Genomic DNA, 12507 nt, shown 5'->3' with positions numbered 1-12507 from the left:
GAAAGGTTGACATATTTTGAAAATGGCGTAATATTCTATTTGTGATAGCGCTGTCATGATTTTTTCGTAGGGAGGGTAACTATGATTCGAGTTAATCAGAAGGATTTTCGGTATGATGTTGTTGTTGTAGGCGGTGGTATGTCAGGTGTTTGTGCCGCAATCGCAGCAGCGAGGAATGGTGCAAAAACATTGATTATCGATCAGAACGGTTACTTTGGTGGTTCGCTCACAGCCATGGGCGTCGGACCAATGATGACGTTCTTTGCTGGTGAAAAGCAGGTAATCAAAGGGATCGGCCAGGAGATTGTTTCGAATTTGGTTGAACAGAACTTTTCTCCAGGTCATGTTCTAGATACGACAAATTACATTTCTTATGTCACACCGTTTGATGCGGAGGGACTTAAGTTAGTCTTGGATCAAATGATTGTGGCAGCTGACGTTGACGTCTTATTTCACACCTACCTCATTGATGCTGAAAGAACCGATCGACAAACGACAACGATATTTATTTCAAATAAAGACGGTGTCAGACGAGTGGTTGCTGATTATTATATTGATGCAACGGGAGATGCTGATCTTGCTACGGCCAGTGGTGTTAATTTTCAACTGGGACGGGAGTCGGATAACGCATCACAACCGATGACGATGAACCTAAAAGTGTATGATGTTGATTCCGCGGAATTGCGACATGCTGTCTTGGCCGACCCGGAACGTTTTCCAAGACTTAATCGTGATTTAGACGTCATGCGCAAGGTTCCATTCCTGTCGTTCGACGGGTTCCAGGAGGAGTTTAACGCCGCCAAAGCTCGTGGTGAAATTTCGATACCTCGAGAAGATGTTCTGTTTTTCGAAACGAATAATCCCGGAGAGTTTATTATGAATACTACTCGAATTATTGACGAAAATGGTGTTGATGCGCGTAGTCTGACCCACGCCGAAATGATCGGACGTCAGCAATGTAACGAGCTCTATCATTTCTTAGTCAAGTATATTCCGGGATTCGAACATGCAAAAATTGCGTTTTCTGGACCAAGTGTTGGGGTTCGTGGTTCCCGTCAAATTCGTGGTGTTTATACATTGACCGGAAGCGACGTGTTGAGTAGCAAGCCGTTCAAATCAACAATTGCCCACAATGGTTATCCTATCGATATCCATAATCCCAAGGGCGAAGGAACCTCTTCTGTTCATTCGAAATTGAAGACCGAAATGACTGATGATCATTTTGATCGATCGGTGATGGATAATTATTATCAGATTCCTTATGAGATTTTACTTCCCCGTGAAGTCGATAATCTTTTGGTTACCGGGCGATGTGTTTCCGCAACCTTTGAAGCACAGGCCGCAATTCGGACAACTCCTACGATGACTGCATTGGGTCAAGCGGCAGGAACCGCTGCGGCTCAAGCGTGGCATCATGGACAATCAGTTCAGAAGGTTGACGTTGCAGTATTACAGGATACATTGATCAGTCAGGGCAGTTACATTGAAAAATTAACGAAATAATTCTTTATATGGAGGATCAAAATGGAAACTCTACAAGTTGTGGGTATTCTTGCTGTATTTGCTATTATGGTGGGCCTGATGATGGCTCGAAAACTACCTACTTTGTTGGCGCTGCCAATTATGGCCATCCTCATGGCGCTAATTGCCGGTGTACCAATTTTTTCGACGGATGCCAAAGTTTACACGATTGCCAATAATGTTTTGGAGCTTGGCTCAATGCGAATGTCGACCGCCATTTCGGGTCTGATTTTTGGATCATTGTTCGGTCGGGTTCTGAGCAAAGTTGGCATTACAGAAGCAATTATTAAGAAGGCGGCTGAACTTGCAGGTGATCGAACACTTGCTATTTCCTTGGCCTTTCTTGCGGTTAGCTCAGTTATTTTTGCAGCGAGTAATGGCTTAGGAATGCTGATTTTAGTGGGAACTATCATTATTCCAATTATGATTTCAGCAGGGTTATCTCCTATCCTATCGGGGATTGTACTTCTGTTGGCCAATGGTATTGGGGTAACATTCTCGGTTTCGACATTAGCAGTCTATATTGATGTTTTGAAGTTACCTTTAGCGACTGTTACACATTGGTCTTGGATTTGCGGAATTCCGCTTATCATTATCGCGATTGCGCTCGTTGTCTACTTTACTAAGTTTTCAGGCAAAAAGCGACGTGCATGGGCAATGCCAAACCCTAACGCCGGAAGTGGAATGAAGCAGGTTAGGACAATTGCATTGTTATCCCCACTTGTTCCCGTCGTATTAGTTTTTGCATTTAAACTTCCTTTAGTAATTTCAATCATTATTGGAATCTTGACCGCGCTGATTCTGAGTACTCCTAAGAAGCCTGTTCATGTTGTTAGTAGTGCGTTTGTTGAGGGGATTCAGGATGTTGCCGGTGCACTTGGTTTGATGATGGGTATTGGCATGTTACTAAACAGTGTTATGGCGCCACAGGTCGCTGCAATTTTGAAGCCAGCGATTGAAATGATTGTTCCTCATGGTCCTATCGCCTTTGTTTTGATTTTCGGTCTGCTGTCTCCTTTAGCGATTTATCGTGGACCATTGAATGTTTGGGGACTTGGCAGTGGGATTTTAACGCTACTGGTTGCTGGAGGTATGAATCCTGTCGCAGCGATGATTGCATTGCGTCTTGACAGTAATGTTCAGGCCGTCTGTGATCCAACAAACTCACAAAATGTTTGGGTGGCCGATTTCACGAAGAGTGATGTTAATGATATTTTGAAGAAGACATTGCCATGGATTGCAGCTTCTACCTTTGTTGGTTTGATTGTTGCAGCATTTATGCTCTATTAATAGATTTTTGTAAAGGTGTGAATTGTAATGAGTCGCAAAGTTCGAATCGGAATCGATGTTGGTGGGACGTTCACAGATGCGGTTGCCATTGACAACGAAACGTATGAGATTGTTAGCAAAATAAAGATTCCAACGACGCATAAGGAAGGCGTAGCTGTCGGGATCGTCCGTATTGTCAGAGAATTACTTAAAGAAGGTAATATTGCTCCAGACGATGTTGCTTTCATTGCACATGGGACGACGCAAGCTACTAATGCATTACTTGAAGGTGATGTAGCCAGTGTTGGAATTATTGGAATGGGAACTGGTTTTGATGGTAAGGGAGCTCAGAAGGAGACTCAAGTGCCACCAATTGAGCTCGCTCCAAAAAAGTATTTAAGCACGAAAAGCCAGTTCTTAGATTCGGCGAAATTAACGGATCAATCCATTTCTGAGACAATTGAATCGCTTAAGGATGATGATAGTGAAGTAATCGTGGCGAGCGAGGCATACAGTGTCGACGATCCAACTAACGAATTGCGTGTCATTAAGGCTGCGCAAGATAAAGGAATCTATGCAACTGGTGGACACGAGATTTCAGAACTATACGGCTTAAAAATACGAACGCGGACAGCGGTCATTAATGCGTCGCTGATCCCCAAAATGATGCAGACTGCCAATATGACGGAGCAAGCTGTTCTTGATACCAAGATCAAGAGTAACCTAATGATCATGCGCTGTGATGGCGGTGTTATGAATATCAATGAAGTCCGCAAAAGACCAATTCTCACAATGCTATCAGGCTTAGCAGCAGGTGTTGCTGGTGCCTTGATGTATGAAAAAGTCAGTGATGGAATTTTCTTTGAGGCTGGTGGGACAAGTGTTGATATTTCAGTCATCAAAAATGGACAAGTCATGATCAAGTATGCTCAGGTTGGCGGATTCAAAACTTACTTGCGTTCGCTTGATGTCCGAACGTTGGGTGTGGCTGGCGGTAGCATGGTACGGATCGCAGATGGGAAAATTGTTGATGTTGGACCTCGAAGCGCACATATTGCCAACTTGGAATATGAGTGTTTTACGCCTACGGATCAATTTGATCATCCGACAGTTGACTATGTATCGCCAAGACCGAGTGATCCGGCGGAGTATGCTGTTATTAAGACAGATCAAGGCACATTTTCATATACATTAGCAGGTGCTGCAAATTTATTGGGATATGTCCCGGATAACGACTATGCCCATGGTATTGATGAAAGCAATCAGATTGCATGGGAAGTGCTGGGTAAGCATCTTGGCATTTCTGGTAAGGAAACCGCTCGACAGGTCGTTAATAAAGCAATTGAGAAGCTTCGTCCAACGGTTGAAGAATTAATTGATAATTATGACTTGGATCCAAATTTGGTTACTTTTATTGGTGGTGGTGGGAGTGCCACAGTAATTGCCCCAGCACTTGCCGAGGCGATGAAAGCTAAATTTAAAATTGCGAAGAACGCGCCTTATATTTCAACGATTGGTGTTGCACTTGCGATGGTGCGAGAGCAGATAGAACGGTCGATCACCAATCCGACGGATCAGGATATCAAGCAGATCCGGGCGGATGTCATTGATAAGATCGTTCAGTCAGGGGCTAATGAATCAACTGTTGATGTTAATGTGGAGATCGATTCACAGCGTAATGTCGTTCGTGCAGTTGCCACAGGTGCTACTGAACTGCGGCAAAAGAATTTCAATGAATTAACGTTGACCAACGATCAGATCATTAAGATTGCCTCGGATGCTTTAAATGCCGATCCTGCCACAGTTACAATTGCAGAAGCAACTGGACGTTGGAAATTAGTTAACTCAGTTACCACATCCGGATTCCTTTTTTTGAAGCGTCACCAGCAAAACAGCTGTGTGATCGATCGTGAGGGTGTAGTTAGATTCAAACAAAAATTAACATATAGTACAATGTGCACAAAATCAGAAATTCGGTCAAAATTGGTTCCCTTCATTGACGACTATACGACCTATTCTGACGCTAATGCGACAATTCCCAAGGTATTCCTTTTCTACAAGGAAAAGGCTTTGGATTTGACGGGGATGCAAACGATTGAGCAGCTATTGTCTATCGTTGATGTTGAAACGGAAATGATGAAGGATTCAGAAGAGCTGATTGCAGTTGCATACAAATAAGTGATACGAGGAGGTGTAGTCTTGAGCTCAAAATACTCTGATGAATTTTTGGGTGATCTGGAATTGAAACAGGATTTACTTTATGAACGGATTCCAATGGAGCAACGTTCTGAATACGTAGCAAGTGCACTAGAATTGGGACGTAAGTATGCCGAAAAATGCCCCAAGGCGTCAATATCCAAATTGCTTCAGGACGCCGGGGTCGAATTGGAGGAACAGGGGCGCTCTGGCAAACTTTTCTCGACGGAGATTCGCGCGCAATATGAGGATGATCGCCATGGTAAGTCAAAGATCATTTATTATCGTGAGTCGATCGAGGAAATCGCTTCTTCGGCTCAGATCAACTATGAAAGAGCACTCAACATTCACTTAGCACATGAGTACTTTCATTATTTGGAATTAAAGTCTGGAAAACCAATAAATGAGCAACTCCCCGTTGTGGCACTCCCTTCTATCTTTGGCTGGAAACGAACAGCAACAATTCTGCGAACAAGCGAGATCGGCGCGAATGCATTCGCCAAGTCATATCTTCAGCTACCAATTCTACCTAATTATTATGACTATCTCTACCTAATAAATAAAGGCAAGCTAGATTCAAATTGGCTCGATATTGCGCAGCAAGCATATGCTGATCAGACCGAATCGAATAGTTAATTGAAACATGGAAGGAGTGAAGGCGTAAATTCGTGTTCACTCTTCTTTTTTGGAGGGAATAAATTGAATGAATATTTTCTGGCATTTGATATCGGAGGTACGACCGTCAAATATGGGCTTGTCAATCAGGAATTAGAAATCAGCGAGCATTGGTATTATCCGACTCCTGAAAACAGCAAAGACGGTATCGTCTTGAGTATGGTTCATGTATGGAAAAAATTGAGGGACAGATACGATATTGTGGGAATTGGTGTGAGTACAGCGGGCATCGTTTCATCAGAAGGTACCATTGATTATGCGAGTCCCACTATTCCCAATTATGTAGGAACCGAAGTCCGTAAAATGCTTGAAGAGCACACCGCATTACCTGTTGCAGTGTTGAACGATGTGGATGCTGCCTTGTTGGGTGAATGTAGTAAGGGAGCAGCTTTGGGGATAGATTCAGTTTACTGTCTCACGTTGGGCACAGGCATTGGTGGCGCTTATTATTGTGATGGTCAATTGGTGCATGGGGCACATTCCCAGGCGAATGCGATTGGCTACTTGCCCGCTACAGAAAATCTGAATTTTGAACAAGCAGCGTCGACAACGAATTTGGCCAAAGGATTGATCAATCAAGGCTTGGAAATCAAGCAAGTATTTGAGTTAGCCCGAAAAAATGATCCACGTTGTCAAAGATTACTGGGATTATGGGCCAATCAAGTTGCCAAAGGACTTGTTGCAATTATTTTGATACATGATCCAAAAATGATCATTATTGGTGGATCCATTGCGCAGCAAGGGGATTTCCTAGAGAATCTTTTGACAGAAGCAGTTCTAAATAATTTGCCGGCTGGTTTTTTAAAAACTAATATTCGTGTGTCGAGTTTGGCGAATGACGCACAGTTGATCGGCGCAACAATGGCAATCATGGCGCATCAAGGCACCAAAATGGAGGATGTAACAATTGAAGAATGATTTTCTAAAACAGGTCAAAGGAAAGCTAATCGTTTCCTGTCAAGCATTACCTGACGAACCATTATACAGTTCGTTTATTATGGGAAGAATGGCCCACGCGGCCACTTTGGCGGGAGCGGCAGGTATTCGTGCAAATTCAGTAGTTGATATTGAATCAATTCAAGATGAAACAACTTTACCCATTATTGGTATTATTAAGCGTGAATACGCTGACTCACAAGTGTATATTACACCAACAATAAAGGAAATGCGCGCAGTTGCGACAACGGGTGTTTCTGTAGTGGCCTGTGATGTGACTCGGCGTGAACGTCCATGTAAGACAGACCTTTCAGAGATTGTATTGACAATGCGTGAGGAGTTTCCAGATACGCTACTAATGGCAGACACTGGTTCAATTGCAGATGTTGAGACTGCTATTTCACTAGGATTTGATATCATTGGAACGACAATGCATGGGTATACTTCGGAGACAGCAGGTATGAATATTGCGGATAATGATTTCTCCTATTTGAAACAGGTTCTGGCTACGTCAGATCGCCCGGTTATTTGTGAAGGTAAGATTGATACTCCAGAAAAAGCGCGCCGGGTTCTCGAGTTGGGGGCGTATGCTGTTGTTGTCGGTGGCGCAATCACACGGCCACAGGAAATCGCCAGTCGGTTTATTGATGCAATTCAAGCATAGATCAAGTTTTGGAGGCATTTCATGACAGTTAGATTGGCTAATTTCGGTAGTCAAAACGGACGCTCCCTATATGCCATAACAATCGAAAATGACAATGGCGTTAGGGTAACAATTATCAATTATGGGGCAGCCATCTGGCGACTGGAGGTGCCATCCAATCAGGGACACGAGAACATCATTCTTAGCCTGCCCAAAATAGAGGATTATTTGAATCAGCGAACTTACTTTGGAGCGATAGTAGGTCGAGTTGCTGGCCGCTTACCGATGGCAGTTTGGAAAATTGGTGGCCGCTCAGTTTCTTTAGAGAACAATGATAGTGGTCGACATAAACATGGTGGTACTGAAGGTTTAGATCGACGCATATTTAGCATCCAGTCACTAGGAGATAACTCTGTGACTATGCGGCTTCTTGATTCTGATGGAAACAATGGGTACCCCGGAAATATGATTATTTCGGTAACGTATAAACTAACCGATAATGATATACTGCAGCTCCACATCGAAGGATTGACAGATAAATTGACGCTCTTTAATCCCACTAATCACACCTATTTCTCATTGGATGGCCCGGGAACAAATATTCTTGATCAGGATATTGCCGTCAACTCAAGTTATATTCAACCGGTTAATCAAAACAACACACCAGTTTCTGGTTGGACTTCAGTTGCCGAAAGCGTCTTTGATTTGAAGAGACCCAATTCGCTTCGCAAAATATTGACTAGTCAAAATCAACAAATCAAGCTTGTTGGCGGGCTCAATCACGCGTTCTTACTTGATTCATCAGCGGGTGATGCCGTTACATTAATGTCTAGACGAAATTGTCGTCAAGTGACATTGCAAACTGATGCGCCTGCAGTTGTTATCTATACAGGAAACCATTTCAGGGAGTCTCTTACTAGTGCAATTCCACATTGGGGTGGAATTGCACTAGAAGCTCAGGTGGCACCGGAATACGATGAGGATTGGTCAGATATTTCGTTACTACCAGGATCCATGGCGGAACGAAACATCGCATGGCATTTTAAATATTAGCCCAGCAATAAAAATACGGCCAGTGCTTACCAATAGCAGAATATTAGGTAAACAGTGGTCGTATTTAATTTGCTTTTTTGAAGTGAAAATCATTGTGCTGGTAGTAGGTAGTAAGAATGTATGACAGTTGTTCGTATTGTTCTTGTTGGGTTGGACCGGCCAATGCCGTTAAAACTCATGTATAGTGGTTACCATGTTCGTAGCAGTCAAGCCAATTGAACGAAATCCACGTGGTAACTCACCATAACAATTGTATCCGGAAACATTTCCGTAGATTAATCTGTGACCCAAATAAACACCCTCGAAGTTATTATCATGATCATGCCCACAAAAGATTCCTAAAATGTGATGATTACCGAATATATGGCTAAATAGCCCCGTATTTAATTTTGGGGAGGAGATTCTTGGGTTTAGCTCCCAGAAATTGCCATCAATAATATGCTCGCTTGCCTGTTTATATTCAGGTAGAGGGATGTGAAGAAAGCATAAATCGTTGGTAGGGTTGATTGTACTTAGTTTTTTATACGTCTCCTCATACCATTGAATCTGCTCCAAAGAAACCCAATCGTAACTTTCGTAGTCAATCAAGGCATCAGCGCCGGAATCAATGAAATACAAAACATTAGATAGTCGATTACCTCGATTTATTTCAATTGTAAAACACTCTTTCTGGTTGGCATCGTAGAAACGATTGGTCTTGACGGCTAAATTATTAAAGAGTTTGGCCTCGAGCTCGTGCAGATCTGATCGGGTCAAGGATGCCTCAGAATCATGATTGCCATAGGTGATGGCCACAGGTATTGAATATTTGTTGAAAATCTTAGCTAATGAAGCCAAGCCTTTTTCTGGGGCGGTTACACCATCGGACCAGATTAAGTCACCGGTGATAACAGCAAGGTCGGCCGGAGTTGTTGCCAGTGTCAGGTCAATCATTTTGAGCGTTTTAAGATCTTCTTTATTCAAAGGTGTCTGACCAATATGAATATCTGTAAACTGCAATATTTCTAAAGATTTGTCGTCGATAACATTCATTTCCGAGAACCTCCTTAAGGCTATACCGTTAAAATAATTCATTAAGAAATTTAATGCAAGCGCTTCAATAACAATTTGATAATTGAAAGACATAAAAATTTGTTACCCGGAGCATTGAAAGCGTTTTATTTTTTTGCTAATCTCAGGTTGTGATTAAATGTCAATCAGAAGAGGGGCTTTAGAATGAAACAAGATTCATATACGGTCAAGGATGGAAAGGTGATTTTGTCAAAGCTGATTCTTGGATCAAGCGATTATCTAAAACTTGATAACATGGAGAAAGTGGATAAGATGTTTACGCTTTATGTTAGCAAGGGCGGACGTACATTTGATACGGCCAGGCATTATCGGGAAAGTGAGTCAGTAATAGGGAAGTGGCTCTCAGATAAGAAACGTGAAGATTATACGATTATTACCAAGGCGTGCCACCCAATTCGAGGAAAACTAGATGTTCCACGAGTTAATCCTGAAGCTATTTTGGCGGACATTGAGACAAGCTTGGAGATGCTACAGACTGACTATGTTGATGTGCTACTTTTACACCGAGATGATCCGACGCAACCGGTTGGGCCGTTGATGGAGACACTTAGCAAACTTGTGGATGATAAAGTGATTCGAGCATTCGGCGTTTCAAACTGGGAGCTACCGCGAGTGATTGAAGCCAAAAAGTATTGTGAAAATAACAATCTGAATCCACTATCTTTTAACAGCCCAAATTTCAGTTTAGCAAAGGTGAATGAGCCACGGTGGGAGAATTGCGTTACCGCTGATGAGACAATGCTTGCTTGGCATGAGGAGAATAACTTTCCACTCATTTCTTGGTCGGCTCAAGCAGAAGCGTTTTTCGGGAATAGATTTACACCTGAAGATGTCAATGACCCGGCTAAGAAGGAGTTTGTACAAGTCTATTTCAACGAAACCAATTGGAAGCGCTTAAGCGTCTGTGAGAAGCTTGGAAAGGAAAAAGGGGTAAAACCGATTCAAATTTCATTGGCATATGTGCTGAACCAAGCCTTTCCGTCATATGCAACTATTGGACCAGAAGAGGAATGGCAATTGCTTGAATCCGTCGAAGCAATGAATTTACCACTCTCCCCTGCTGAAATTGAGCAACTAAAAATGGGAGGAAACTAATTATGAAAAAAGCTAAAATTGCAGCGCAAATGTATTCTGTTCGAAAGGAATTGGAAGCCGATCCTGAGTTGACCTTCCGAACGCTTAAGGAGATCGGCTTTGAGGCGGTTCAATTGGATGGTATGCGCGGGCATGAACCGGAGGAAATAAAAGAGTTAGTTGATAAATATGATTTTCAGATTGCAGGTATGCATATCAAACATGATCGCTTTTTCAACGATTTAGATGGCATTATTTCTGAATCACTGCTATTTGGGTGCAAAACCATTTATGACAAATATATCGATGATGACGACCAATATTTGGAGGGTTATGTAAAAACAAAGAAGCAATTATTGGATGCTCAAACGTCATTACGCGGTCTCGGATTCAAAATCGGATTGCACTGTCCGGAATATGATTTCAATAATACGATAGATGGACGCACCGTGCTTGATTATGTCACGGATCCGGTTTATGGCATGGGGATATATTCAGAGCCAGATACCTATTGGATTTCCGTCGCGGGCAAAGATCCTGTCGAGGAGTTCAAGAAGTTCTCCGGAAGGGCCCCTATCGTTCACCTAAAAGACTATATCAAAGGGTTTGCGCCGGATGATATGGATCATAACCTGACAGAGTTAGGAAGCGGCGATTTGGATTTTAAGTCAATTGTTTCTTGGGGCGAAGAAAACGGAGTCGATTATTATTGCATTGAGCAAGACTATTCAAAAATCGGCGTTTTCAACAGTTTGTCGAAAAGTTTTGACTATTTGATGTCCATCTAACAAGGAGGAGTAAAAATGAAGAAGAGTCATATTCTGGTGTTAGCCATGTCCTTTATGGGGGGAGCAATGCTGGCCGGATGTAGTAACGGAAATGCTTCTAATACCGATAAAGTTGAATTATCAATTAATTATTATAACGGTGCGATCAGCAAGAAATCGATGGCCAAAGCAAAAGAAAAGTTTCCAAATTACAAATTAAGCTTCAAGCAAATTCCAGCAAATGATGATTTTGACACAAAACTAAAGGCGAGTTTAAATTCCAAGTCGGCTCCTGATATTACAGCTATTAATAGCAATATTTCTGACTACATGCCATACGCGGACAAATTTGTAAACCTTCGGGACTATGACACGGAAAAATTGGCAGATGATTTTGTGGAGTGGAAATGGAATTCCTGCTTTACAAATGACAAAAAGTCACAAATTGCGATGCCAATCGATATTGGCCCGACTGCTTTGTTCTATAACGTTAGTGCCTTTAAAAAAGCTGGGTTACCAACCGATGATAAGGAAGTCAGTGCGTTAATCAAAGATGACGACAGTTTGATGGCTGCAGCGAAGCAATTGAAAGATAAGACAGGAATGCCCTTCTTTCAATCGTCATTAGGATTACTCCAGGCCAAATCACGAACCATGACCAAATATATTTATGACGAAAATGGGAAACTTACATTTGGCGATGGTCAGCTTAAGGAAGTTTGGGATTATGCCGTAACTGCCGAGGAAAAGGGGTATGCGCTTGGTGCAAAAGGAAACAGCGCAGATGGTGCCAATGCTGTTCAAAAGGGACTATTTGGCGGAACGGTACAGGCTTCTTGGGGCATTAATGATCTAGGCGAAAATGGCGTTAAACCAGAACAATGGATGATTGCGCGTACACCATTAGGTGCTTCTAACTATGGCGGTTCATACTTGGCAGTCATTAAGACTTCAAGTCATCCGAAAGAGGCCGCAGATGTTGTCAAGTATCTGACGAATGAGGCGAGTCAACGTGCAAATTATGAAGAATTGGCATTATTCCCAGCTAATAAAAAAGTTTATGATCAGGCATTCAAGACAACCAAAAATAAATTGTTTGGGGACGAAGAGTTCAATCATTACTTTATCGAAGTTGCGAATAAATTAAAATATGTGCCATCCGATCCTCGTGAAACGGCTGCATTCAAGTGCTTTGAGGACCAAATCATTTTGGTTGCTGAGCAAGGAAAGAATTCAGATAAGGCATGGCAAGATGCCGTTAAAAAAGTAAAAGAGATGTCAAAAGAATAGAAGAACAGATAC

General features: G+C 42.3%; 11 protein-coding genes. 10 read left to right on the top strand and 1 reads right to left on the bottom strand.

The genetic code is table 11. The features are described from left to right. Positions 1 to 81 precede the first annotated feature (81 nt). From ACYVSB_RS01115 to ACYVSB_RS01085, 7 genes are all read left to right on the top strand, one after another. Positions 82 to 1503 (top strand): FAD-dependent oxidoreductase, encoded by a 1422-nt coding sequence (locus ACYVSB_RS01115; RefSeq protein ID WP_461218093.1) that lies wholly within the window; start codon positions 82 to 84, stop codon positions 1501 to 1503. Positions 1504 to 1524: 21 nt separating this feature from the next. Further along, complete coding sequence (locus ACYVSB_RS01110; RefSeq protein ID WP_461218092.1) at positions 1525 to 2811, top strand: citrate transporter; 1287 nt, start codon at positions 1525 to 1527, stop codon at positions 2809 to 2811. Positions 2812 to 2838: 27 nt separating this feature from the next. Next, positions 2839 to 4968: a hydantoinase/oxoprolinase family protein gene (locus ACYVSB_RS01105; protein WP_461218091.1), complete on the top strand. Its 2130-nt coding sequence runs from the start codon at positions 2839 to 2841 to the stop codon at positions 4966 to 4968. 21 nt (positions 4969 to 4989) lie between these two features. After that, the gene (locus ACYVSB_RS01100; protein WP_461218090.1) at positions 4990 to 5622 is read left to right on the top strand and encodes a hypothetical protein; all 633 of its coding nucleotides are present in this window, start codon (positions 4990 to 4992) and stop codon (positions 5620 to 5622) included. A 63-nt stretch (positions 5623 to 5685) separates the two neighbouring features. Then, on the top strand, positions 5686 to 6579 hold the full coding sequence (locus ACYVSB_RS01095; protein WP_461218089.1) for an ROK family protein: 894 nt from the start codon (positions 5686 to 5688) through the stop codon (positions 6577 to 6579). Further along, a complete protein-coding gene (locus tag ACYVSB_RS01090) occupies positions 6569 to 7261 on the top strand; it encodes an N-acetylmannosamine-6-phosphate 2-epimerase (RefSeq protein ID WP_461218088.1) in 693 nt (230 codons plus the stop codon). Before ACYVSB_RS01095 ends, ACYVSB_RS01090 begins: the two co-directional genes overlap by 11 nt. Before the next feature lie 21 nt (positions 7262 to 7282). After that, complete coding sequence (locus tag ACYVSB_RS01085; RefSeq protein ID WP_461218087.1) at positions 7283 to 8293, top strand: aldose epimerase family protein; 1011 nt, start codon at positions 7283 to 7285, stop codon at positions 8291 to 8293. 168 nt (positions 8294 to 8461) lie between these two features. On the opposite strand, the gene ACYVSB_RS01080 is transcribed toward ACYVSB_RS01085, so the two are convergent. Continuing rightward, complete coding sequence (locus ACYVSB_RS01080) at positions 8462 to 9325, bottom strand: metallophosphoesterase (RefSeq protein ID WP_461218086.1); 864 nt, start codon at positions 9323 to 9325, stop codon at positions 8462 to 8464. Between the two features lie 183 nt (positions 9326 to 9508). Between ACYVSB_RS01080 and ACYVSB_RS01075 the strand changes: the two genes are divergently transcribed. The 3 genes from ACYVSB_RS01075 to ACYVSB_RS01065 are packed head-to-tail and all read left to right on the top strand — an operon-like array spanning position 9509 to position 12495. Beyond that, on the top strand, positions 9509 to 10459 hold the full coding sequence (locus ACYVSB_RS01075; protein WP_461218085.1) for an aldo/keto reductase: 951 nt from the start codon (positions 9509 to 9511) through the stop codon (positions 10457 to 10459). A gap of 2 nt (positions 10460 to 10461) precedes the next feature. Beyond that, positions 10462 to 11226, top strand: a complete 765-nt coding sequence (locus ACYVSB_RS01070; protein ID WP_461218084.1) for a sugar phosphate isomerase/epimerase family protein — start codon at positions 10462 to 10464, stop codon at positions 11224 to 11226. Positions 11227 to 11241: 15 nt separating this feature from the next. Further along, positions 11242 to 12495: an ABC transporter substrate-binding protein gene (locus ACYVSB_RS01065; protein ID WP_461218083.1), complete on the top strand. Its 1254-nt coding sequence runs from the start codon at positions 11242 to 11244 to the stop codon at positions 12493 to 12495. Positions 12496 to 12507 lie beyond the last annotated feature (12 nt).

The organism is Lapidilactobacillus salsurivasis, assembly GCF_054785215.1.
Note: the sequence above shows the minus strand (reverse complement) of the source record. Positions and strands in the feature narration are given on the sequence as shown.